The organism is Aliihoeflea sp. 2WW (assembly GCF_000497755.1).
Classification (GTDB): domain Bacteria; phylum Pseudomonadota; class Alphaproteobacteria; order Rhizobiales; family Rhizobiaceae; genus Aliihoeflea.
The window spans coordinates 37,907-62,093 of sequence record NZ_AYOD01000013.1; the positions used below are offsets into that span (position 1 = coordinate 37,907).

General features: G+C 66.1%; 22 protein-coding genes. 14 read left to right on the forward strand and 8 right to left on the reverse strand.

What is annotated here, in order from left to right:
* Positions 1-38: 38 nt before the first annotated feature.
* The 3 genes from ALII_RS0108175 to ALII_RS0108185 form a co-directional block, all read right to left on the reverse strand.
* Positions 39-827, reverse strand: a complete 789-nt coding sequence (locus ALII_RS0108175; RefSeq protein ID WP_024586833.1) for an IclR family transcriptional regulator — start codon at positions 825-827, stop codon at positions 39-41.
* Entirely contained in the window at positions 824-2,764 is a 1,941-nt protein-coding gene (locus ALII_RS0108180; protein WP_024586834.1) for a TRAP transporter fused permease subunit, read from the reverse strand. Before ALII_RS0108180 ends, ALII_RS0108175 begins: the two co-directional genes overlap by 4 nt.
* An 82-nt stretch (positions 2,765-2,846) precedes the next feature.
* Positions 2,847-3,803: a TAXI family TRAP transporter solute-binding subunit gene (locus ALII_RS0108185; RefSeq protein WP_024586835.1), complete on the reverse strand. Its 957-nt coding sequence runs from the start codon at positions 3,801-3,803 to the stop codon at positions 2,847-2,849.
* Between the two features lie 217 nt (positions 3,804-4,020).
* Here ALII_RS0108185 and ALII_RS0108190 point away from each other — a divergent pair, with 217 nt between their 5' ends.
* Entirely contained in the window at positions 4,021-5,733 is a 1,713-nt protein-coding gene (locus ALII_RS0108190) for a thiamine pyrophosphate-requiring protein (RefSeq protein ID WP_024586836.1), read from the forward strand.
* Between the two features lie 18 nt (positions 5,734-5,751).
* On the opposite strand, the gene ALII_RS0108195 is transcribed toward ALII_RS0108190, so the two are convergent.
* The 3 genes from ALII_RS0108195 to ALII_RS0108205 form a co-directional block, all read right to left on the reverse strand.
* The gene (locus ALII_RS0108195; protein ID WP_024586837.1) at positions 5,752-7,089 is read right to left on the reverse strand and encodes a TRAP transporter large permease subunit; all 1,338 of its coding nucleotides are present in this window, start codon (positions 7,087-7,089) and stop codon (positions 5,752-5,754) included.
* Positions 7,086-7,655 carry a TRAP transporter small permease subunit gene (locus ALII_RS0108200; RefSeq protein WP_024586838.1) on the reverse strand — a complete coding sequence of 190 codons (570 nt, stop codon included), beginning with the start codon at positions 7,653-7,655 and terminating at the stop codon, positions 7,086-7,088. The genes ALII_RS0108195 and ALII_RS0108200 overlap by 4 nt, the downstream gene beginning before the upstream one ends.
* Before the next feature lie 101 nt (positions 7,656-7,756).
* A complete protein-coding gene (locus tag ALII_RS0108205; protein ID WP_024586839.1) occupies positions 7,757-8,788 on the reverse strand; it encodes a TRAP transporter substrate-binding protein in 1,032 nt (343 codons plus the stop codon).
* A 172-nt stretch (positions 8,789-8,960) separates the two neighbouring features.
* Between ALII_RS0108205 and ALII_RS0108210 the strand changes: the two genes are divergently transcribed.
* On the forward strand, positions 8,961-9,713 hold the full coding sequence (locus ALII_RS0108210) for a glucose 1-dehydrogenase (protein WP_024586840.1): 753 nt from the start codon (positions 8,961-8,963) through the stop codon (positions 9,711-9,713).
* A 32-nt stretch (positions 9,714-9,745) separates the two neighbouring features.
* Positions 9,746-11,446, forward strand: a complete 1,701-nt coding sequence (locus ALII_RS0108215) for an FAD-dependent oxidoreductase (RefSeq protein WP_024586841.1) — start codon at positions 9,746-9,748, stop codon at positions 11,444-11,446.
* Positions 11,447-11,449: 3 nt separating this feature from the next.
* Here ALII_RS0108215 and ALII_RS0108220 read toward each other — a convergent pair whose 3' ends face one another.
* Both ALII_RS0108220 and ALII_RS0108225 read right to left on the reverse strand, forming a co-directional pair.
* Entirely contained in the window at positions 11,450-12,250 is an 801-nt protein-coding gene (locus tag ALII_RS0108220; RefSeq protein WP_024586842.1) for an IclR family transcriptional regulator, read from the reverse strand.
* A gap of 64 nt (positions 12,251-12,314) precedes the next feature.
* Positions 12,315-12,797 carry an Lrp/AsnC family transcriptional regulator gene (locus ALII_RS0108225; protein ID WP_024586843.1) on the reverse strand — a complete coding sequence of 161 codons (483 nt, stop codon included), beginning with the start codon at positions 12,795-12,797 and terminating at the stop codon, positions 12,315-12,317.
* Between the two features lie 122 nt (positions 12,798-12,919).
* On the opposite strand from ALII_RS0108225, the gene ALII_RS0108230 reads away from it, so the two are divergent.
* The 11 genes from ALII_RS0108230 to ALII_RS22675 all read left to right on the forward strand — a co-directional run bounded on the left by ALII_RS0108230 (position 12,920) and on the right by ALII_RS22675 (position 24,128).
* Positions 12,920-14,557: an aromatic amino acid ammonia-lyase gene (locus tag ALII_RS0108230; protein ID WP_051375809.1), complete on the forward strand. Its 1,638-nt coding sequence runs from the start codon at positions 12,920-12,922 to the stop codon at positions 14,555-14,557.
* Positions 14,558-14,729: 172 nt separating this feature from the next.
* Positions 14,730-16,787 carry a TonB-dependent siderophore receptor gene (locus ALII_RS0108235; protein ID WP_024586845.1) on the forward strand — a complete coding sequence of 686 codons (2,058 nt, stop codon included), beginning with the start codon at positions 14,730-14,732 and terminating at the stop codon, positions 16,785-16,787.
* 8 nt (positions 16,788-16,795) lie between these two features.
* Positions 16,796-17,551 (forward strand): siderophore ferric iron reductase, encoded by a 756-nt coding sequence (locus ALII_RS0108240; protein ID WP_024586846.1) that lies wholly within the window; start codon positions 16,796-16,798, stop codon positions 17,549-17,551.
* A complete protein-coding gene (locus ALII_RS0108245) occupies positions 17,544-18,311 on the forward strand; it encodes an ABC transporter ATP-binding protein (protein WP_024586847.1) in 768 nt (255 codons plus the stop codon). The genes ALII_RS0108240 and ALII_RS0108245 overlap by 8 nt, the downstream gene beginning before the upstream one ends.
* Before the next feature lies 1 nt (position 18,312).
* Positions 18,313-19,224 carry an iron-siderophore ABC transporter substrate-binding protein gene (locus ALII_RS0108250; protein WP_024586848.1) on the forward strand — a complete coding sequence of 304 codons (912 nt, stop codon included), beginning with the start codon at positions 18,313-18,315 and terminating at the stop codon, positions 19,222-19,224.
* On the forward strand, positions 19,221-21,182 hold the full coding sequence (gene fhuB, locus ALII_RS0108255; RefSeq protein ID WP_024586849.1) for a Fe(3+)-hydroxamate ABC transporter permease FhuB: 1,962 nt from the start codon (positions 19,221-19,223) through the stop codon (positions 21,180-21,182). The genes ALII_RS0108250 and fhuB overlap by 4 nt, the downstream gene beginning before the upstream one ends.
* A 124-nt stretch (positions 21,183-21,306) precedes the next feature.
* Positions 21,307-22,611, forward strand: coding sequence for a PQQ-dependent sugar dehydrogenase (locus tag ALII_RS0108260; RefSeq protein WP_024586850.1), 1,305 nt, complete (start codon positions 21,307-21,309; stop codon positions 22,609-22,611).
* A gap of 105 nt (positions 22,612-22,716) precedes the next feature.
* Positions 22,717-22,887, forward strand: a complete 171-nt coding sequence (locus ALII_RS22870) for a hypothetical protein (protein ID WP_173401403.1) — start codon at positions 22,717-22,719, stop codon at positions 22,885-22,887.
* 210 nt (positions 22,888-23,097) lie between these two features.
* Entirely contained in the window at positions 23,098-23,409 is a 312-nt protein-coding gene (locus ALII_RS0108270; protein WP_024586851.1) for a (2Fe-2S)-binding protein, read from the forward strand.
* Complete coding sequence (bfr, locus tag ALII_RS0108275) at positions 23,375-23,860, forward strand: bacterioferritin (RefSeq protein WP_024586852.1); 486 nt, start codon at positions 23,375-23,377, stop codon at positions 23,858-23,860. Before ALII_RS0108270 ends, bfr begins: the two co-directional genes overlap by 35 nt.
* A gap of 124 nt (positions 23,861-23,984) precedes the next feature.
* A complete protein-coding gene (locus ALII_RS22675; RefSeq protein ID WP_161632251.1) occupies positions 23,985-24,128 on the forward strand; it encodes a hypothetical protein in 144 nt (47 codons plus the stop codon).
* Positions 24,129-24,187: the final 59 nt, after the last annotated feature.

The following is a 24,187-nucleotide window of genomic DNA, read 5'->3' on the forward strand; positions in this document are numbered from 1 at the left end:
GCCTTCGCGACGCCCATCAAGTCAACAAATAATCTCACTCAATGAGATTTGTTCTCGTCGCTTTCAGCCCGGCCTCGCAGCAGCGACTCCGACACGATCCGCGCCGTCGCCTTCACGTCGGCGGCGATGCGCTCGATGGCCGCGCCATCGACGAGGTTGCCGGCGATGGTGACGCAGACGCTCGCGACGGGACTGCGTCCGGCATCGAACACCGGCGCGGCGATGCCGACGACACCCGGCGTCACCTCCCCATAGGCGACGCTGACGCCCGCCTTTCGCACCTTCTTCAGTTGCTCCATCACGTCCTCGACGCTGTTGCCGAGCCCGACGGCGCGCAAATCGTCCATGGTGCGCTCGACCAGCGGCACGAGGTGCCGGCGCGGCAGGAAGGCCATGATCGAGCGGGCGATCGCCCCGCGCCCGAGCGGCATCGGCCGCCCGCGCGGATAGGAGGAAAGCGGGTTCCTGGTCGACGTATCGGAATCGACGCAGAGCAGCCGGTTGCCGTACCAGCGCACCAGAAGCGCCGTGCAACTGTATTTCGATGTGAGATTCCTGAGATGCGCCGAGCCGTTGATGATCAGCCGGTCGGACTTGCGCATCAGATAGTCCATCTCGACCACTTTCGGGCCGAGCGTGAAGCCCGTATTCGGCATGGAGGTGAGAAGCCCCGCCTCCTTCAGCGTCTTCAGATATCGATAGAGGGTCGGCCGGCTGTAGCCCAGTTCCTCCATCAGTTCCTCGGGCGTCCATTCCAGACGGTCCTCGCTGAAGACTTCGAGGACGGCGAGAACCTTTTCGAGACTGTTGCCTGCCGCTTTCGTCAAGACACCGCCTGTGGAGTAAGCGCGCGAGCGCGGCGCCAGTCGACGACCATGACGAGCACGCCGCCGATGACACCGACGATATCGGTGTATTCGGCGCCGGGGAACGTGCCGGCAGGGATCAGCGCCAAGAGGCCGAACACGGCAAAGGCTGCCCGCATCGCGCCGGAGAGCTTGGTCATGAAGAAGCCCGACAGCGCCGCCGATATCAGCCAGACGCCGAGCGTCGCCGTCACGACCGCGATCGCGATGTCCACCGGTTCGCCGACCAGGATCAGCGTCGGCGAATAGACGAACAGGAACGGGATGATGAACGCCGCCCAGCCGAACTTCATCGACGCGAAGCCCGTCGCCATCGCAGATGCGCGGGCGATACCGGCGGCGGCGAAGGCGGCGATGGCGATCGGGGGCGTGATCATCGACATCATGCCGAGATAGAGGATGAACAGATGCGCCGCAATCGGGTTGATGCCGACTTCGATCAGCGCCGGCGCAACGAGCGCGGCGAGCAGCACATAGACGCCCAGCGTCGGCAGGCCCATGCCGAGCACGATGCAGATCACCGCCGACAGGAGAAGCAGCACGAACTTGTTGCCGCCGCCGAGCTGGACCAGCGCATAGGTCAGGTTGAACGACAGGCCGGTGACGTTGAGGATGCCGATGACGATGCCGGCGGCGGCCGAAATCAGGATGATCTCGACGACGTTCTTGCCGGTCAGCGGGATCGTTTCCCAAAGGACGCGCAGGCTCGGCCGTTTCGACTGGTAGCCGAAGACGAGCGAGGTGGCGATGACGACGAGGCAGGAGACGAGCGCCGCGCGCTCCGGCTGCCAGTTGAGCGCGAACAGGCCATAGATCAGAACCGCGAAGCCGAGGATGAAGTGCCAGCCGCCGCGCACGATCTTGCGGTCCGGGATGTCGGACTTGGCGACGCGCGAGATGCCGAGCTTCGCGGCATCGAGATCGGCCTGGATAAACAGCGCGGCATAGTAGAGCAGCGACGGCACGATCGCCGCGATGACCACTTCGGCATAGGACATCTGCAGGAATTCGGCCATCAGGAAGGCGGCCGCGCCCATGACGGGCGGCATCATCTGCCCGCCGGTCGAGGCGACGGCTTCGATGGCGCCGGCCTTGTGCGCCGGATAGCCGTCGCGCTTGATCATGGGAATGGTGACGATGCCGGTCGCGACGACATTGGCGACCGCCGAACCGGAGATCGAGCCGAACAGCGCCGAGGCGACGACCGCGATTTTCATCGAGCCACCGCGAAAGCGGCCCATGCCGAGAAGCGCGGCGTCGGTGAAGAATTTGGAGCCGCCAGTGGCGGCGAGCAAATTGCCGAACAGGATGAAGGTGACGACGACCGTCGCCGCGATCGACAGCGGCAGGCCGAGAATGCCGTTCGAATCGAGCGCCATGTAACCGGCAAGCCGCTCCCAGGATTGCGGCCGGCCGGCAAGGCGGCCGGGGAAGAGATCGCCGAAGAGCCCGTAGAACAGGAAGACGGCGATGATGATCACCAGCGCCCAGCCGGCAGCGCGACGCACGGCCTCCAGCAGAAGCAGAATGATGATGATGCCGGGAATGTAGGCCTGCGGCGGACCGGCGAAGATCAGGTTGACGATCGCCGAATAGTTCCAGGTGACATAGGCGAGCGCGGCAAAGGAGAGGACGGCCGCGATGCAGTCGTACCAGGGCACGACCACGCGCTCGCTGTCACGCTTTGCCGGCAGCATCAGGAAGGCGATCGGCAGGGCGAGCGCTAGGATCGCCGACATGAATTGCTGCGGATAGAACGCGATCCCCATCGCGCGCGGCAGGGCCAGCGCCCAGGCGATGGCAAGCGCCGTCAGCGCAACGGCGAGCAAGCCCGACAAGGGCCGCCAGACGGATTCGGGCAGGCTGGCTCGCGAGCCGTTCTCGATGTCAGAATTCATCACGCACACTCAAATCGGTGGATCGGGCGCTCGTCGCCGAGGCAGGCTGGGCCGGGCGCGCGTGGCGCCCGGCCGGTCGGGACTATTCCTGCCAGATTCCGGCTTCCTTGTAGAATCGGATCGCGCCGGGATGGAACTCCGACACGCCGATGTCGCTCGCCATGTCGGCAGGATCGAAGGCGTTGAAGGGCGGGAAGGTTTGCGCCATCGCCTCCTTGCTGTCGTAGATCGCCTTGGTCATCTGGTAGACCGTTTCCTCGTCGACGCCGGCATGGGTGAAGATCACCTGCGGATAGGCGAAGTAGGTCGAGGTCTCCTCGACGCCCGGCGCGTTCGGGCCCGGCTCCATCGTGGCGAAGAAGCCGACCGGCCAGTGCTCGCGGATGGTCGCGAGGTTTTCCTCGGTCTCCTCGATCGGCAGCGCGCGCAGACCGCCGACGGCCGCATCCGCCTCGCGCACCTTGCCGGCGCCATGGGCGAAGATGAAGCCGACCGCGTCGCCGGCGATGAAGGCGTCCGCGCCTCCGACCACGCTCGGCACCTGTACCGGCTGCATGTCGGCGCGCGTCATGCCCGCCGTCGCATACATCGCGTCGAGCTGCGGCAGGATGGTGTTCTGCGCCGTGTAGCCATCGACCATCGGCTGGCCGCGCAGATCCTCGATCGAGCGAATGTCGCTATCGGCGCGCACGAAGATCGCCTCGACCAGCGGCATGACATGGCCGACGATGCGCAGGTCCGGATTGACGGAACCGGTGAACCACTCCTTGCCCTCGAGCGCGTAGTTCACTTCCTGAAGGTTGGCGGCGCCGAATTCGATGCCGCCCGAAGCGACGAACGGAATGTACTGGTTCGGGCTCGTCGCCGGCTGGATCGTCGCGTTGATGCCGGCCTGGTTGGCGGCATTGGCGACGGCCGTGCCGATATTGTGGAAGATCGAGCCTGGGTTCGACGTCGCGATGCCGACGGCCTGCGCCGAGGCCTGACCGCCGGTGACGAGAGCGGCCGCAATGACGGCCGAGGCGAGAACGTATTTCATCGGTTTCCTCCGGTTTCTACCTCCGTACCGCCACCTCAAGACGATACAAAATCCCATAAAGAGAGATTTTGTGCGATTATGCACTTGCGTTTGTGCCGATGACAAGGCCATTTTTACCCTTGGGGCAAGACAGGCTGCGGCAATGACGGGACCGGTGCGTTTCGTCGTTGCCGCTCCGTCCCCTGCGAGTTTGCGAAGCGACGAAAGGGTGGAGACGATGGACGGTCAGGAACGCGGCGTTGTAGCGCAAACGGGGGCCGAAAGCCTTCTTCTCGGATTGAAGGCGAGCGGCATCGACTATCTGTTCGCCAATGCCGGCACCGATTTTCCGCCGATCATCGAGGCTTTCGCGACCCTCGATCCGCAGTCCGTTCCCGTCCCCGTCACCGTGCCGCACGAGACCGCGAGCGTCGGCATGGCGCACGGTTATTACCTCGTCACCGGCCGCATGCAGGCGACGATGGTCCATGTCAATGTCGGCCTCGCCAATTCGGTCATGGGCGTCATCAACGCCGCGAGCGACAACATCCCCGTCATGGTCCTGTCCGGTCGCACGCCGATCACCGAGCGCGGCCGCAAGGGCGCGCGCATGACGCCGATCCAGTACGGGCAGGAGATGTACGACCAGTCCTCGCTCGTCGCCGACAGCGTCAAGTTCCACTACGAGATGCGCTATCCCGAGCAGGGGGAAATCCTCGCCCAGCGCGCCGCCGTGCTGGCGCGGTCTGAACCCTGCGGGCCGGTCTATGTCAGCCTGCCGCGCGAACCTTTGACCGAGCGCGTTCCAGAAACCGTCGGCCGTGCGACCTCCGCGCAGGCCGTCTCAACCCGCGCCTTCCCCGACCCGGACGCGATCGCACAAGCCGCCGACTGGCTCGCGGCGGCGAAGCACCCGGTCGTGCTGTGCCAGCGCGGCGACACGGAAGGCCGCGTCGGTGCGGCCCTTGCCCGCCTCGCCGCCGATTTCGCGGTCGGCGTGTGCGAACCCTTCGCGATCCGCAACGTCATGGCGAGCGCCGACCCGATGTTCCTCGGCAACGACCCGAAGGCGGCGCTCGAAGGCGCCGATTTCGTCCTCGTCGTCGACAGCGGCGTGCCCTGGATCGAGGCCGTCCACCGTCCCGATACGCGCGTGAAGATCGTCCAGATGGGCGCCGATCCGCAGTTCGAGCGCATGCCGATCCGCGGCTACCAGGCCGATCTTGCCATCACATCCGACCCCGCCGCCGGGCTCGAAGCGCTGCATGCGGCACTCGCCAGTCGACAGCTCGAAATCGGCGCCCGCCGCGACGCGATCGCGGCCCGCTCGTCGGACCGCCGCCGCGCCATGGCCGATGCCATCGAAGCCGGAAAGGCGTCGCCGATGGGCGCCGAATGGCTGTCGAAATGCGTCTCCGACATTCTCGGCGACGACGGCGTCGTCTTTTCCGAACTCGGGATCGTGCCCGGCGCCATCGACGCCAAAGGCCCGAACCGCGTCTTCTGCAATCCGCATTCGGGCGGCCTCGGCTGGGCGCTTCCCGCCGCGCTCGGCGCGCAGCTCGCCGACCGCGACCGCCTCGTCGTCGCCTGCGTCGGCGACGGCTCCTACATGTTCGCCAACCCCACGGCCTGCCACCAGATCGCCGAGGCGCTCGACCTGCCGCTTTTGACCATCGTCAAGAACAACGGCATGTGGAACGCGGTGCGCCGCTCGGTCGTCAACGCCTATCCGCAGGGCGCGGCCGCCAAGGCCAACCGGATGCCGCTGACGTCGCTCGAACCCGCGCCCGACTACACCATGCTCGCCGCCGCCAACCGCGCCCATGTCGAGCGTGTCGACCACGGCGCAGACCTCCCCGCCGCGCTCCAGCGCGCCTTGAAAGTCATCCGCGAGGAAAAGCGGCAGGCGATGATCGAAGTGCGCGTCGCGATCTCGGATCGCTATTAGCGCGATCCGCACCACCCTCTATTTTGCCAGATAGGCCGGCAGCCACAGGCTGATCTGCGGGAAGATGATGAGCATCAGCAGCGCCGTCAGTTGCAGCAGCACGAACGGGACGATGCCGCGATAGATGGTGCCGATCGAGACGTCGGGCGCGACGCCGCGCAGGTAGAACAGGGCGTAGCCGAAGGGCGGCGTCAGGAACGAGGTCTGCATGTTGACCGCAAGCGCGATGGCAAACCATGCCAGCACCTGGCTTTGCGGCATCCCGAAATCGAGGCTTGCCACGACCGGCGCGACGAGCGGCACCACGACGAGCGCGATCTCCACCCAGTCGAGGAAGAAGCCCAGGATGAACACCAGCGCCATGATGACGAACAGCACGAAATAGGGCCCGGTGCCGAGGGCGTCGAAGGCGTGGATCACCATCTCGTCGCCGCCGAGCCGACGGAAGATGACCGAAAAGATCGTCGCGCCGATCATCACGAAGATGATCATGGCGGTGGTCTTGGTGGTGTCGCGCAAAGAGGTTCGCAATGTCGCGAAATCGAGCCGGCGCGAGATCAGCGCCAGCAGGAGCGCGCCGGCCGCGCCGATCGCGGCGGCTTCGGTTGGTGTCGCGATGCCGGCGATGATGGTGCCCAGCACCGCGGCGATCAGCAGGACGGGCGCCAGGAGGTCGCGTGCGAGCTGGATTGCGGCCGCGCCGCGGCTTGCCGCCCGTTCGGGCTCGCCCGCCGGCATCCGGTGCGGCTGGAAGAAGGCGATCGCGATCAGATAGACGAAATAGAGCCCTGCGAGCATCAGCCCCGGCCCGATCGCGCCCATGAACAGGTCGCCGACCGAAATGCGCAACTGGTCGCCGAGCACGATCAGCATGATCGAGGGCGGGATGAGGATGCCGAGCGTGCCGGAAGCGGCGATGAGGCCTGTCGAGATCTTCGGATCGTAGCGCGCCTGCTGCATCGCCGGCAGCGCCATCATGCCCATCAGCACCACCGACGCGCCGATGATGCCGGTCGACGCGGCCATCACCACGCCGATGATGGCGACGGCGAAGGCATAGCCGCCCGGCAACCGCCCGAACAGGGCGGCGAGCGACTTCAAGAGCCGCTCGGCGACGCCCGAGCGCTCCAGCATCAGCCCCATGAAGACGAAGAGCGGGATCGCGATCAGGAGCCAGTTCGTCAGGATGCCCGAATAGATGCGCGAGACGCCGGTCGACAGGAACAACATCGGCACGCCGGCCAAAACGGCGAAGAGGATGCCGATGCCCGACAGGACGAAGGCGACCGGATAGCCCGAGAAGATACCGAGCACGAGCCCGGCCAGCATGGCCATCGGCCAGAGATATTCGCTCATCGGATTTCCGTTTCGCCGGCCGCGGGGGCCGCAATGATTTCACGCAAAGTCTGGATCGCACGCGCAAGGGCGGCGATGCCCAGAAGGGCGAAGCCGATCGGGATGATGGACTTGATCAGCCATCGATCCATCAGCCCGCCATAGGTGGAGCCCTCGCCCGAATTGAACGACGTCAGCGCGAAGCTCCAGCCATACCAGAAGATGATCGCGCAGAAGGGCAGGAGGAACACCAGGTCGCCGAACAGGCGCAGGCCGAGCTGCACCTTCTTCGGCAGGCCGGCGGAGAACACGTCGACGCACACATGCTGGTTGTCGCGAAAGGCATAGACGCCGCCGAACACTGACAGAATGGCGAAGATGTACCATTGCAGGTCGGTCAGCGTGTTGACCGTGATGCCGCGCCCGAGGACCGGGATCGCCTCGCCCCATTGCCAGAACGCGTTCCAGCCGATCCTGGCGGCAAGCACGGTCAGGCACACGGAGACGATCAGCGGCAGAACCAGCCAGCCCACCAGCTTTCCCGGCAGGACGAGCGCGTCGAAGAGCGCGTTGATCAGCCTGGTCATGTCCCCTCCTCGCATCGCCGCCAACCGGCGGGCCCATCCATCGAGCGCTTTTCGTGCGTTTGCAAGCGGCGGCCCGGCTTCGTGCCGGGCCGCGCGCATGATCAGCGCGGCAGCGCCTGAAGCTCGGCCCAGCGGGCGGTGCGTTCGATGTAGGCGGTCAGCGATTCGTAGGCTTCCTTGAAGATCGGGTCCTTCGCCGCTTCCTCCTGCATCACCTCGTTGGCGGCGTCGCGCATCGCGGCCAGCACCTCGTCGGGGAAGCGCTTGATCTCGACGCCAGCCGCCTCGATCTCCTCGACCGCCTCGATCTGGGCGTTGAGCTGGTCGGCCATGTTTTCGGTGATGTTCGCCTTGCAGGCCTCCACCATGATCGTCTGCTGTTCCGGCGTGAAGCCGTTCCAGACGTCCATGTTGATGATGATCGAGTCCCAGCTCGAAGGCTGGTGCCAGCCGGGGAAGTAGTAGCTCTTGACGATGTTCTGGAAGCCGAAGCCCTTGTCGAGCTGCGGTGCGGAGAATTCGGCCGCATCGATACGTCCGGTCTCGAGCGAGACGTAGATCTCGCCGGCCGGCACGAGCTGCGTGTTGGCGCCGAGCTTGGCGAGCGCCTGCCCGCCGAGGCCGGCGATGCGCATGTTGAGCCCGCGCAGATCCTCGGCCGTGTTGATGTCCTTGGAGAACCAGCCGCCGGCTTCCGGCACGACGAGATGGCACGGAATGACCTTCACGCCATGCGCGTCATAGGCCTTCTGGATGATCTCCACGCCGCCGCCCTCGAACATCCAGCCGAGCGCGATTTCCGGCGTCGGGCCGAACGGCATCGAGCCGACCAGATTGGCGACCGGGATGGACTCGGCCCAATAGCCGATCCAGTCGAAGCCCATCGGAATGGCGCCGCTCGACACCGCGCCGAACACCTCGAAGGGCGGCACGAAATCGCCGGCGCCGTGGACCTTGATGTCGATCTCGCCGGCCGTCATCAGGCGGACCTTTTCGGCCCAGTTGACCGGGCTCGGCCCGATGGACGGGACGTTCAGCCCGAATACGCTTTGCAGATCGAAGCTCTCAGCCATCGCGTGGCTGGAGAACACGACGGATGCAGCCAGCGCGGCTGCGGCGATGCAACGTTTCATCAAGACCTCCCTTGGACCGCGCCAGCGCGGACATCGAAGCCGGGAATGGGCCGACGATCGACCCAGCCTCCTCCCGGCGCCCGATCGCAATCTTGCAAATTCTCATGCTTGGCTCAACCAAAAAATTCGCTATAGTCAAACGAATTTGTAATTGACGAATTTCGGAGGAAGCGTGCGAGGCATCGAGGGAGAGGTCGCCGTCGTCACAGGCGCGGCGCAGGGAAACGGGCTGGCGATTGCGCAAGGTCTCGCCAAGGCCGGCGCCCGCGTCGCGATCTGCGACGTCAACAGCGCATCGGCGCAGGCAGCGGCGGCCAGCATCAACGGGGCCGGCGGCACCGCCTTCGCGGCCGAGATCGACGTCGTCGACCGTGACCAGGTCAAGCGCTTCGCGCTCGACATCGAGGCACATCTCGGCCGGGCCGCGATCCTCGTCAACAATGCCGGCATCATCCGCCGTACGCCGATCGACGATGCCGGCTTCGACGATGACTGGGACGCGATCTTCAAGGTCAATGTCGACGGCATCCGCAACATGGTGCGTGCGTTCCTGCCGCAATTGCGCGCGACGCAGGGGCGGATCGTCAATCTGGGCTCGATCATGTCGGTCGCGGCCGGACCCGGCCTCGGCGCCTATGCTGCCAGCAAGGGTGCCGTGCTGCAGTTCACCCGCGCGCTCGCGCATGACCTCGCCCCGCAGGGCGTGCGCGTCAACGCGATCGCTCCCGGCGTCATCGCGACGCCGATGACCAAGGTCACGCGCGAGACGCCCGAGGCGATCGGCCGCTTCATGGCGCACACGCCACTCGGCCGCGTCGGCGAGCCGGAGGAACTGGTCGGCCCGGTCCTCTTCCTCGCCTCGCATCTTTCCACCTACGTCACCGGCACTCTCCTGCCGGTCGATGGCGGCTATCTGGCCGCCTGAACGGCACCGACAAGGACTGACAGACCATGCAGATGAAACAGCATTCCTGCGACGTGCTCGTGGTGGGCTCGGGCGCCGGCGGACTTGCGACGGCGGTGTCGGCCGCCCATCGCCGGCTCGACGTCCTCGTCGTCGAGAAGGAGCCGGTCTTCGGCGGCACCACGGCGCGCTCGGGTGGCTGGATGTGGATACCGTGCAACGCCCCCGCAAGGCGCGCAGGCGTGTCCGATTCCATCGACCAGGCGCGCGAATACATGCGTCACGAGACCGGCGCGCATTATGACGAACGCCGCGTCGAGGCGTTTCTCGACGCCGGACCGAAGGCCGTCGACTTCTACGAACAGAACACCGCGCTGCAGTTCGATCTCGGGCCGACCTTCGCCGACTACCACCCCGATGCGCCGGGCGGCGTCGATGGCGGACGGTCGATCGTCGCACGCCCGTTCGACGGACGCGAACTCGGACACGAGATCAAGCGCCTGCGCCCGCCGCTCGCCGAGATCACCTTTCTCGGCATGATGATCGGTTCGGGCAAGGAACTGCTGCATTTCTTCAACGTCACCCGCTCGCCCGTCTCGGCCTTCTATGTCGGCAAGCTGTTCCTGAAGTTCCTGCGCGACATGGCCTTTCACGGCCGGCCGATGCGGCTGATGAACGGCAATGCGCTGGTCGCGCGGCTGGCCCGTTCGTGCTTCGACCGCAACGTTCCGATCTGGACGCGCGCGCCGGTTCGCGAACTGAAGAAGGACGAAACGGGCCGCATCACCGGGGCGATCGTCGAGACGGTGCAGGGACCCGTCGAGATCGTCGCGCGCAAGGGCGTCGTCCTTGCCGCAGGCGGCTTTCCGCAGGACCCGGTGCGCCGCAAGGCGATGTTCCCCCACGCGCCGTCCGGCTACGAGCACGCCTCGCCCGCCCCTCCCGGCAACACCGGCGACGGGTTGCGCCTCGGCGAAGCCGTCGGCGCCACGGTCGCGGACGATCTGCCCAATGCGGCCGCCTGGGTTCCGATCTCGCGGCCCGTCCGCGCCGACGGCACGCTCGGCACGTTCCCGCATTTCGTCGACCGTTCCAAGCCCGGCGTCATCGCCGTGACGCGCTCGGGACGCCGCTTCGTCAACGAGGCGAATTCCTACCACGATTTCTGCCAGGCTATGGCCGCGCGCTGCCGTGAGGAAGAGACCGAAACCTGCGCCTTCTTCATCGCCGACCATCGGGTCCTGCGCAAATACGGGCTCGGCTACGTCAAGCCGGCCCCGGTTCCGTTCCGCAGGCACGTCAAGTCGGGCTATCTGTTCGAGGGCAAGACTCTGGAGGAGCTGGCCAGCAGGATCGGCGTCGATCCGCAAGGCCTGCGGCATACGGTCGAAACCTTCAACGATCATGCAAGGCGCGGCGACGATCCGCAATTCGGAAAGGGCTCGACTTCCTACAACCGCTCGCTCGGCGATCCCGAGCACAAGCCCAACCCCTGCGTCGCTCCGATCGAAAACGGGCCGTTCTACGCGGTCAAGCTGGTGATCGGCGATCTCGGCACCTTCGCCGGGCTGCGCTGCAACGAGAATGCGCAGGTCCTGAATGGCGACGGGCGCCCGATCCCGGGCCTCTATTCCGTCGGCAACGATGCGGCGAGCATCATGGGCGGCAACTATCCGGGCGGCGGCATCACGCTTGGGCCCGCCGTCACCTTCGGCTACATCGCCGCGCGGCACCTGGCCGGCGGCAACGACTGACGATCAGCCGGCGTCCAGGCGATAGCCCAGTTCGCTCGACAGGCGGCTGGTGAAGTCGAGGAGGCCCGTCACGGCCGGGCCATCGGCGGCGAGGTCGATCATGGCGGTCGGCCCGATCGCGGTCAGGGCGAGTTGCATCTGGCCGGTATGGTCGAAGACGGGGGCCGCGACCGCGCTGACGCCCGGGATCGGTAGATCGCGCGTGACCTCGAAGCCGCGCGCCCGGACCGCAGCGACCTCGTCCCAGTATTGCGCCTCGTCGAATTCGAACGGACCACGCTCGAGCAGCGTACGGTCCGAGCGTTCGAGGCGGATCATCGGCTGTGTCACCGCCGGCGGCAGGTAGGCGGCGAACACCCGGCCCGTCGCCGTCGCGGTCATCAGGAAGATGTTGCCGACCTGAACGTTCGCGTGGATGCGCGCCGAGGATTCCTGGACGTAGACGATGGTCGGCCCATGCAGGCCCCAGACCGTGATGGCGATCATCAGTTGCAGACGGTCGGCGAGATCGGCGACCCGGCGCACCGTTTCGCGATAGGCGTTCTGGTTGCGCAGCCGCGTCAACCCCAGATGCAGAGCGAACGAGCCGAGCTGGTAATGCCCCGCCTCCGTCTGCTCGACCATGCCCATCTTGCGGAAGGAGACGAGATAGGGATGGAGCTGGGCGGCCGCCATTCCCGTCCGTTCGGCAAGATCGCGCAGCTTCACCGGCCCTTGCGCACTGGCGAGCGCATCAAGGATCACCCCGCCCGTGTCGATCGACTGGACGCCGCGCGATCCGCTCTTCTTTTCCGTCACTGACATGGATGTTCCGAACCCTTTGATCCGAGGTAGCGCAGGGCGGCGCCAATCTCAACCGGATGCGAGGTCAGGGCCGGCCGAACCCGCCGATCGGCAGCTCGGTCGTGTCCTTGACCGCTTCGAGGACGAAGCTCGATCGCGTGTCCTGCACGCCCGGCAGGCGCAGGAGCACGGTCTGCGTCAGGTGCGAATAGGCGTCGAGATCGCGTGCCACGACGCGCAGGAGAAAGTCGTACTGCCCGGCGATGACGAAGCAGCCGGTGATCGCCGGCTCGCGCGCCACCGCCGCCTTGAAGCGCTCGACGATCGCTTCGCCTGCCACCTGCGGCACCTTCACCTCGACATAGGCCGTCAGCCCGACGCCAAGCTTGCGCTCGTCGAGAAGCGCGACGTAGCGCCGGATCAGCCCCGCTGCCTCCAACTGCTTCACCCGCCGCAGGCAGGGGCTCGCCGACATGCCGACCTTTTCCGCCAGCGCGACGTTTGAGAGGCTGCCGTCGCGCTGGAGCTCGGCCAGTATCCGACGGTCGGACGCGGACAATTCGGTCATTTTCAGGCTCACATTATCAATATCTGGCAATTTCCTGACCCGCGTCTTGCCATATGCGCCGCAACGAAACAGGAAATGCGCTCTCGCCTGTCCTATCCTGCTGCAAACAGGAGGAGCCGGCAATGACGATCATCATCAATGGACAGGACCTGACCCTTACGGACATCCGCGCCGTCGCGCTCGGCGCCAAGGTCGCACTGACCGACGATCCGGCGACCCTCGCCCGCATCGAGAAATCGCGTCAGGTCATCGCCGGCGGTGTCGAGCGGGGCGAGCAGATCTACGGCGTGACGACGCTCTTCGGCGGCATGGCCGACCAGTATGTCGGCCCGGACCTTCTCGCCGACGTCCAGCGCATCGCCGTCTGGCAGCACAAGAGCACGACCGGCCCGCGCCTTCCTGCCGAGGACGTTCGCGCCGCGATGCTGCTGCGCGCCAATTCCTTCGTAAAGGGCGCGTCGGGCGTGCGCCGCGAGATCATCGAGCGCTATCTCGCCTTCCTCAATGCCGGGGCGCACCCGCATGTCCACCAGCGCGGCTCCATCGGCGCGTCGGGCGATCTCGTGCCGCTGTCCTATATCGGCGGGGCGGTGATCGGCCTCGACCCCGCCTTTCTCGTCGACATCGGCGGCGAGACGCTCGATGCGCATTCGGCGCTTTCCCGCATCGGCCTCGAGCCGCTCACCCTCCAGCCGAAGGAGGGACTGGCGCTCAACAACGGCACCGGCGCCTGCACCGGCGTCGCCGCCAACGCCACGGCGCGCGCGCTCGACCTCGCCTCGCTCGCGCTCGGCATCCACGCGCTCTACGCACAGGCGATGCTGTCGACCGACCAGAGCTTCGATCCGTTCATCCACGCGATGAAGCCGCATCCCGGCCAGGTCTGGGTGGCGCGGCAGATGGGCCGTCTCGTCGCCGGCTCGAAGGTCATCCGCTCGGAAGCGGCGGGCGGGCGCAGCCACCGCATGGGCAAGCTGATCCAGGACCGCTATTCGCTGCGCTGCCTGCCGCAATATCTCGGCCCCGTCGTCGATGGCATCGCGACCGCCGCGCGCCAGATCGAGACCGAGGCGAACTGCGCCAACGACAATCCGCTGATCGACCCCGACACCGGCGAGATCTTCCACACCGGCAATTTCCTCGCCCAATATACCGGCGTCGCCATGGACGGCCTGCGCTACCATGTCGGCCTCATCGCCAAGCATATCGACGCGCAGATCGCACTCCTGATGACGCCGGAATTTTCCTACGGCCTCAACCCCTCGCTGGTCGGCAACATGGAGGCCGGCATCAATGTCGGGCTGAAATCGCTGCAGATCGGCGGCAATTCGATGATGCCGCTGATGAGCTTTTACGGCCAGTCGATCGTCGACCGCTTCCCGACCCATGCCGAGCAGTTCAACCAGAACGTCAACAGCCAGGCGATGAACTCGGCCAACCTCGCCCGCGAGACCATGGACGTGCTTGAGCATTACCTCGCCGCGGCGCTGATGATCGGCGTGCAGGCCGTGGAGCTTCGCGCCAAGCTCGTCGCCGACAGCTACGACGCGGGCACGATCCTGTCCGAGGCGACCAAACCGCTCTACGAAGCCGCGCGGCGGGCGGCGGGCGGCGTGCCCGATCCGGCTCGCCCGCTTCACTGGGACGATCTCGACGGCTTCATCCAGCCCAAGGTCGAGGGCATTCTGGCCAACATCGCCGCCGGCGGCGCGACCATGCGCGCGGTGGGCGACGTCCGCGCCGGCTGGGCCGATCTCTGAGGGCCCATGTCACCGTGCGGACACGAATGCAGAATGACTGCGCAAGCCTGCTCATTCAAAGTTGACACCAACGGTCAACAATTATAGCTGGACGTGATTGATCGTCCTACCCAGCCACCCGGCAAGGCACGCGGCGAATTTTTTGCTCGAGTGTATTTTTCCGGGGGACGGGATGAAGGCGCGTTTGATCGCGGCCGCGAGTGCGGCATTGGTATTGGGGTCGAGCGCGCAGGCGCAGGACACGACGGTTCTCGAAACGCTCGTCGTCGAAGGCGGCGATGCCCAGCAAAGCGGCGGCCCGAAGGGCGACACGATCGCGCAGGAATCGTCCTCGGCGACGAAAACGGACACCCCGATCATCGAGACGCCGCGCTCGGTCAACGTCATCACCGAACAGCGCATTGCCGACCAGGGCATGCAGTCCGTGCAGGATGCGCTGATGTACACGCCCGGCGTCTTCGGAGCGACCTTCGGCTACGACACGCGCGGCGACTGGTCCTATGTCCGCGGCGTCTCGCCGGTCCAGTATCGCGACGGGCTGCAGGAAATCTTCGGCTTCTACAACAATGTCCGCCCGCACCCTTACGCGCTGGAGCGCGTCGACATCGTCAAGGGTCCGGCCTCCACGCTCTATGGCCAGAGCTCCATCGGCGGCATCGTCAACCTGACCAGCAAGATGCCGGAGGCCGAGACGAGCCGGGAGGCGTTCGTCGAATATGGCACGCACAACCGCAAGCAGGTCGGCGTCGACATGACCGGCGCGCTCGATGCGAACGGGGAGTTCCTCTACCGCTTCGTCGGCGCCTTCCGCGATAGCGACACGCAGGTCGACTATGTCGACGACAATTCCTACCTCTTCGCGCCGTCCTTCACCTGGGCGCCCAGCGACGACACCAGCCTGACGGTTCTCCTCAACGCGCAGCGCAACGAATCCGGAACCTCGACACAGTTCCTGCCGTGGCAGGGCACCATCTTCCCGGCGCCGAACGGCCAGATCGACGACAGCGTGTTCCTGTCCGAGCCCGGCTTCGACCGTTACGACACCGAGCAGACGGCCGTGACCGCGATCTTCGACCACCGCTTCAACGAGGTCTGGTCGATGAGCGCGCGTGCGCGCTACTCGGACAGCAATGCCGATTATCGCTCGATGTATCCGGCCTTCCCGCCGACCATCAATCCGGACGGGCGCACCATCAACCGCGTCGTCTATGTGGCGGATTCGGACGTGCAGGCCTTCACCGGCGACGTGCGCTTCAACGCCAACACCTACACCGGCGCGCTGGAGCACAAGATCGCCTTCGGCGTCGACCAGCAATATGTCAATCTCGGTACGGCAAGCTATTACGGCGCCGCGTCCCCGATCGATCTCTACGAGCCCGTCTACGGCAACATTCCCGTCATTCCGGGCCTGTCGCCCCGCACCGTCACCAACACGCGCCAGACCGGCTTTTACGTCAGCGATCAGGTGCGCCTCGACAACTGGTTCGTCTCGGGCGGCCTGCGCTACGACATCGCGCGCGACGGGGCCGGCGACACCGACAATGTCCTCTCGAAGGATGTCGGCCTGCTCTATGCCTTCGACAACGGCATCTCGCCTTATGTCAGCTATTCCGAATCCTTCCTGCCGACCGCCGGAACCGACGTCTCTGGCACGCCCTTCCGCCCGCTCAGGGGCAAGCAGGTCGAGGCCGGCATCAAGTATCAGCCGGTGGGCACGCCTTCGATCTTCACCGCTTCCGTCTTCCATATCGAAGAGAACGGCCGCCTCGTCGGAGATCCCACCAATCCGGGCTTCCAGGCGCAGCTCGGCGACGTGACGATCAGGGGTTTCGAGCTCGAGGCGCAGACGCTGATCAATTCCGAGTTCGAGCTTCTCGCCGGCTATTCCTATCTCGACACGCAAACCTCGGCCGGCTTCCGCCTCGCCAGCGTCCCGACCCATCAGGCGAGCGCCTGGGGCACCTGGCGCCCGGGCGGCGAGTGGGAAGGCTTCAAGGCCGGCGCGGGTGTGCGCTATGTCGGCACCAGCTATGACGGCGCCGACACGATCGAAACGCCCGACTACGTCCTGGCCGATGCCATGATCGGCTTCGAGGCCGAGACTTGGGACGTTGCGCTCAACGCGCGCAACCTGTTCGACAAGAAGCACGTCACCACCTGCCTCGCGCGCGGCGACTGCTTCTACGGCGAGCGCCGCACCGTCGCCCTCAAGCTCACCTCGAAGTTCTAGGGGCGGGCATGGGCGTCGCGCTCGACAGGGCTGAAGCCGAGACCGCGTTCATCGACGCGGTCCGGACGGCCATGCCGGGCATCGACGCCGAGTTCTCCGAAACGCCTTCGGGCTGGCTCGGTGCGGGGGATGACGGCGATGTCGTCGCGCGCCTCCACGACGAGATCGCCTCGGCCTATGCGCCCGCCGGCCGCGCCTACCATGCGGTGCGAAGCTGGTCGATGCTGGTCTGGCAGCCCGCCATGGCCGGCATCATGGCCGTGCACGGACAGAACATCGCGCTGCCTATAGACCGCATGGGCCAGTGCGTCGCCGATGGCGGGGTCTACGGTTTTCGCTTGGCCGCGGGCGAAAGCCTGCGCACCGACCTTACCGCGATGATCGAGCTGACCGCGGTCCGCATCCGCGCCATCGCCGACCATCTCTACGCCGAACTCTGCGCCGTTTCGCCGGTCAAGGAGAAGATCGCCTACCGGCTTCTGGCCGACCGCATTCTCGGCACGCTCGTCCATCTCCACGCGCATCAGCCCCACCTCGACGTCTGCGCCCATGCCGACCGCTGGCTCGACGCCGCCGGCCTTTCGGGCATGAGCGCGCTTGCAGATGTGCGGCTGGAGAGCGGCGCGCTCCATCCCGTCCTCGACCGCAAGCAGTGCTGCCTCCACTATCTGTGCGAGCCCGGCGCGCTATGCCAATCCTGTCCCAAACAGCCCCGCGCGCTTCGCATGGAGCGGATGCAGGCCTATTGGAGCGCCCATGCTTGATCTCACCGACATCGAGATGCGCCACGGCGCGCGCACCGTCCTCGCCGTGCCCGAACTTTCCCTCTCCGGCAGCGCCTTCACCGCCATCATCGGCCATAACGGCTCGGGCAAGTCGACGCTGATGAGCCTGATGGCGCGACAGCAGAAGCCGACCTCCGGCCGGCTGATCCTCGACGGCGCCGATCTTCACGGCATATCGCAGCGCGACCTCGCCCGCCGCCTCGCCTTTCTGCCGCAGCAGCTTGCCGATGTGCCCGGCCTCGACGTGCGCGAACTCGTCGGGCTCGGCCGCTACGCCTGGCGGGGCGCGCTCGGCATCTGGAAGGACGAAGACCGCCAGGCCGTCGAGGACGCTCTGGCCGCAACCGACCTGACCTCCTACGCCTCGCGCATGGTCGACCAGCTTTCCGGCGGCGAGCGCCAGCGCGCGTGGATCGCGATGCTGATCGCGCAGCAATCGCCGCTTCTGCTTCTCGACGAGCCCACCTCCGCGCTCGACCTCGTCCACCAATACGGCGTCATGTCGCTCCTGCGCGGACTGAACCGGTCGGCCGGGCGGGGCGTCGTCGTCGTTCTCCACGACGTCAACCTCGCAGCGCGCTTTTCCGACCGCGTCATCGCGCTCAAGGACGGCCGCATCGCCTTCGACGGCCCGCCGGCCGAACTCATGTCGGGCGGGCTGCTCAGCGAACTCTACGGCATCGACATCCGCCTCCTGCCGCATCCCGACGACGCCCATCCGATCGCGATCGTGGCCTGAGATGCTCGCTTTTTCCCGCCGCGCCGTCCTCGTGGCTCTTCTCGTCATGGCCACGCCCACCTTCGCCCAGACCACGATCACCGACAGCCGCGGCACCCAGACCTTCGCCGAAATCCCGCAGCGCGTCATCGCGCTCTCCTGGGCCGTCGTCGAACAGCTCGTCGAGCTCGACGTCCCGCTCCTCGCCGTCGCCGACCCCGACGGCTACGGCCTCTGGGTGGTCCAGCCGGCGCTCGAGCCCGGTGTCGAGAATGTCGGTCGCCGCGACGAGCCCAATGTCGAGCGTATCGCCGAACTGAAGCCCGATCTCATCGTGATCTCCGACGACCAGGCCGAACTCGCCCCGGTCTTGGAGCGCATCGCCCCGGTGATCCATTTCACGCTTTTCAGCCTCGACCACGACAATGCCGAGGCGACCCGCACCAGCTATCTCGAACTTGCCCGCCTCTTCGACCGCGAGGACCTCGCCCGCGAGCGCCTCGCCGGGCTGGACGCGCATCTCGGCGCCCTGCGCGGCAAGGTCGAGCGCCATTTCGGCGGCGACCTGCCGAAGGTCACCGCGATCAGCCTGATGGACCAGGCGCGCGTGCGGGTCCATGGAGGCAATTCGACGTCCGAAGCTGCGCTCCTCGCTCTCGGGCTCGACCCCGCCTTCCCGCAGCCCGCGACGACATGGGGCTTCGTGCAAAAGCGCGTCGAGCAGCTCGGCCCGGTCGAAGAGGGCATCATCTTGAACATCGAGCCCTTCCGCGCGGCCGACCAGCTCTTCCCCTCGCCGCTCTGGCAGGCGATGCCCTTCGTGCGCGAGCACCGTTTTGCCGGCGTCCGGCCGAGCTGGACCTTCGGCGGCGCCTTTTCCATCGGCTACCTCGCCGAGGCCTTCACCGAAGCGCTGCTGACCATCGATCCATGACGAGCCGCATCGCCCTTTGCCTCATCGCGCTCGTCGCCGCCACGCTGATCCATCTCGGCGTCTCGAGCCCGCTGCCGCTCGCGCAGAAATGGGCGCTCGCGACCAGTGTCGCTCCCGATCTCTTCGAGGAAGTTCGCTTCTACCATTCCGTCCTGCCGCGCCTTGCGATGGCACTTCTGGCCGGCGCGGCGCTCGGGCTTTCCGGCGCGATCATGCAGGAGGCGACGCAGAACCGGCTCGCCTCGCCGATGACGCTCGGCGTCTCGGCCGGCGCCCGCGTCGGGCTCTATGCCGCCACCGTCTTCGTGCCCGGCCTTGCCGCCGCCTATGGCGAATGGTTCGCGCTTGCCGGCGCCTCGGCCACCATGGCGCTGGTGCTCGCCATTGCCGGGCGGCAGGGCATCGGCGGGCTGCCGATCGTGCTCGCCGGCATGGCGCTGAACCTGCTGCTCTCGGCCGTCGCCGTCACGCTCATCATCATGAACGAGTTCTACGTCCGCCACCTCTTCGTCTGGGGCGCGGGCGATCTCACCCAGATCGACTGGCAGGGCGTCTCGTGGCTCTGGCCGCGCCTCCTGATCGCGCTGCCCTTCGCGCTGCTCCTCTCCCGCCCGCTGACGCTGCTGCGTCTGGGCGAGCAAGGGGCTTCAGCACGGGGCGTGCCGATCCTGCAGGTTCTCGGACTGGCTCTCCTCGTCGCGCTCTGGCTGACGGCAAATGTCGTCGCCATCGTCGGCGTCATCGGCTTCATCGGGCTCATCGCCCCCAACATCGCGCGAATGGCCAGCGCACGCTCCACGCTCGACCGGCTTCTTTCCAGCATCGCGCTCGGCGCGGCACTGATGGTCGGCACCGACGCCATCGCGCTCTACGGCTCCAACTTCACCGCCGACATGATCCCGAGCGGCGCCACCGCCGCCCTCGTCGGCGCTCCGGCGCTGATCTGGCTCGCCGCGCGGCAGATGAAGGCGCGCGACCATCTGCGTTTCTTCCTGCCGAAGGGCCGCGAGCGCATGCCCATGCCCGCGCTCGGTCTCCTCGCGCTCCTCGCCGCCGCACTTGTCGCAAGTTCCTTCGCCGTCGCCGTGACTGGCGAGGGTTGGCGCGTCGAGTGGCCGAGCGAACTCGTCTTCGCGCTCCGCTGGCCGCGCATCGCCGCCGCCGCTGCCGCTGGCGTCGCCATGGCCATCGCCGGCGTCGTCCTCCAGCGCCTCATTCGCAACCCGCTCGCCAGCCCCGACATCATGGGCATGACGTCCGGCGCCTCGCTCGCGCTCGTCGCCAGCTCGATCCTCGTCGGCGGCTCGATCCACGATGCGAGCGCGGGCATCGCCGTTCTCGGCAGCGCGGCGGTGCTTGGCCTTCTCATCCTCTTCGGCAGGCGCACCGACTACGCACCCGGCATCATGGCGCTCGCCGGCATCTCGCTCGCCGCCCTTCTCGACGCCATCGTCCAGTTCGTGCTTGCGCGCGGCGGCGAGGAGGCCTTCGCGATCGTCGGCTGGATGTCGGGCTCGACCTATCGCGTCCAGGCCGACGAAGCACTGTTTCTGGTGCTTGGCGCAGCCGGCTTCCTCGCGATCGGCCTTCTCGCCCGCCGCCCGCTGACGCTCGTCATCGCCGGTGACACGCTGGCCGGTTCGCGCGGCCTTTCCGTCCCACTCGCCCGGCTCGGCATGCTGGTCTTTTCCGCGACGATCACCGCCGCCGTCACCTCCGTCATGGGGCCGATCGCCTTCGTCGGCCTCATCTCGCCGCATCTGGCCTCGCTTCTCGGCGCCCGTCGCGCGGCGGATCAGCTCTTCGCCGCCGCCCTCATCGGCATGTCGCTGCTCACCGTTTCCGACTGGCTCGGCCGCTCGCTGCTCTATCCGGCGCAGCTTCCGGCCGGCACGATCGCGGCGATCATCGGCGGAAGTTACTTCGTCCTGCTTCTGGCACGCCGCCCCCGGACCTGACGGTCCGTCAGATAAATCAACTGTGATTTCGCGCATGCAACGCACACGGCCACAGGTCGTTGGCATCCCGACGCTGCGGTTTTGAACCGCGGCTTTCGACCACATGAAAAGGGAGCCATCATCCATGTCCGATATCACAACCCGCCTTCTCGCCTCGACCGTTCTGGCCGTCGGCCTGATTGCCGGCCCCGCCTTTGCGCAGGACGATGCCAATGGCGACACCGGCACCGAACAGGTCGAGGGCGCCGCGCCGGCTGAGGGCGACGAAGCTGCCGGAACGGGTCCGGTCGAAACCGCCGCCCCGAACGCGCCGGATCAGGAGCCTGCCTTCCCCGAGCAGACCCGCGCCGACCAGCCTGCCGAAATGCCGCAGATCGACGTCCAGACGGTCGCCGAGGACCTGCCGCATCTCTGGGCGATGGAATTCCTGCCGGACGGACGCATGCTCGTCACCGCCAAGGACGGCGCGATGCACATCATCACGGCCGAAGGCGAGGTCGGACCCGAGATTTCAGGCGTGCCCGAAGTTGCGGCCGCCGGACAGGGCGGCCTGCTCGACGTCATCCTGGCGCCCGACTTCGAGGAATCCAACCGCATCTTCTTCTCCTTCGCCGAGCCGCGCGACGACGGCAACGGCACCTCCGTCGCCTCAGCCACGCTCGTCGCCGATGAAGAGAATGGCGGAGCGCTCGAGGATGTCGAAGTCATCTTCCAGCAGATGCCGAGCTATGACGGCGACAAGCATTTCGGCTCACGCCTCGAAATCGACGCCGACAACGCGCTCTTCATCGCCGTAGGCGAGCGTTCCGACGAGCCGATCCGCGACCAGGCGCAGGATCTGGAAAGCGGACTTGGAAAAGTGTTCCGCGTGACGCTGGAAGGTGAACCCTTCGAGGGCAATCCCTTCATCGACGAGGACGGCGCGCAGCCCGAAATCTTTTCGTACGGGCACCGCAACATCCAGTCGGCCACGCTGGACGGCGAAGGGCGGCTTTGGACGGTCGAGCACGGCCCGCGCGGTGGTGACGAGCTCAACAGGCCCGAAGCCGGCCTCAACTATGGCTGGCCCACGATCACCTACGGCATCGCCTATGGCGGTCAGGAAATCGGTGAAGGCATCACCCAGATGGATGGCATGGAACAGCCCGTCTATTACTGGGACCCCTCGCCCGCTCCCTCGGGCATGGACTATTACGAGGGTGAGGAATTTCCAGAGTGGGAGGGCGCCTTCCTGATCGGCGGGCTCGTTTCCCAGGGGCTGATCGTCCTTCGGATGGATGGCGACATGGTTGCTTCGGAAGAACGCATCGCACTCGATGCCCGCATCCGCGACGTGCGCGTCGGTCCTGACGGTGCCGTCTATGCCGTGACGGAAGACCGTGACGGCGGTTCGTCGACCATCCTGCGCCTTGCACGCGCACAGGACTGACCGTCGGACACGACGAATTGACGGGCGGCGCTTTTGCGCCGCCCTTTCTTTTGCGGAACGGCCAAAGCGACCGGACGTTGATCTTTTTGAAAAAGGAGCCGAACCATGTTTGAATCCTTCGAATGGTCCTTCGTCACCGTCCTCGCCCCCATCGTCCTGGCCGCCGCCATCGCCTATGCGCTCCTGACCCGGCGTCGGCTGACGCGGTCCGAGCGCGACGCGCAGGTTCGCGGGACGCATGAGCAGTATCGCGACGAGACCGACGACCGTCCTTAGAACGATTCCAACTTGATGTTTTCAGTCAGGTTTGGATTGACAAGCGGCGGGTGAATGCTTTTGTAAAGGGAAGCGGCTGGTTTACGGCCGCGTGGCGAAGTCCGGGCCTTGAACCCGGGTGGCGCGTTCCGGCATCCCGTCTTTCAGCCGCGGATGCTTGCGCACCTCCCGGTCCGGACAAGCCGGTCACTGGTCAGGGTCGTGTTCGCAATGCTTGTCTGTAGCTGCAACATCATCACGCTCAAGGAGATCGAGGCGGCCATCGTCTCGCTTCTGGACGCCGATCCGTGGCAGCTCATCGTTCCTGCCAAGGTCTATCATTCGCTCCAGCAGCGCGGTCGCTGCTGCGGCTGCTTCCCCAACGTCGTCGAGACGATCATCCGTGTCACCGAGGAATATCATCGCCGATCGGTAGACAGCGGCGACGAGGTCGTTACATATCTGGACCGCGTGCGCGGTCTGCGCGATCAATTCGGGAGCATGAGCCATGAAGGGCGAACCAAGGATCATCGAGCGGCTTAACGAAGCCCTCTTTCTGGAACTCGGCGCGGTAAACCAGTACTGGCTGCACTACCGCCTCCTCGACGACTGGGGCTACGGCAAGCTCGCCAAGAAAGAGCGTGCCGAATCCATCGAGGAAATGCACCACGCCGACAGGATCATCGAGCGCATCATCTTCCTCGAGGGCCATCCGAACCTGCAGAAGGTCGGCGCCCTGCGCATCGGCCAGAACGTCAAGGAAGTGCTCGAGGCCGACCTCGCCGGCGAATACGACGCCCGCACTTCCTACAAGAAGTCGCGCGAGATCTGCCAGGAGATGGGCGACTACGTCACCATGAAGCTGTTCGAGGAACTGCTCACGGACGAGGAAGGCCACATCGACTTCCTCGAAACCCAGCTCGAACTGCTCGAAAAGCTCGGCGACGAGAAATACGGCCAGCTCAATGCCGAGCCGGCGAACGACGCCGAATAGAGACGGCTTGAAACTATTCTGACAAGGGGCGGTCCAATCGGGTCGCCCCCGTGTCTTTGTTTATAGTCGGTTTGGCCGGTTCAGGCTACGCCCCGCGCTCATTTGACAGTCAAGTCAAAGTGCATTGGCGGGGGCTCGCACCATTTCCTATGTTCATTTCGTTCTCGATTATCTCGGGACGCTCAACCTCTTTCAGTGGTTCGGCCTTGCCGCCTCGCTCGCCGCCGTCATCTGGTCGATCTGGTGGGCCTACCAGCCCGACAACTGATCGCGCGTTTCACGCCAAGGTGAGAAAATCGGCCGGCTTCGTGCGTTGACGCTCGCCGG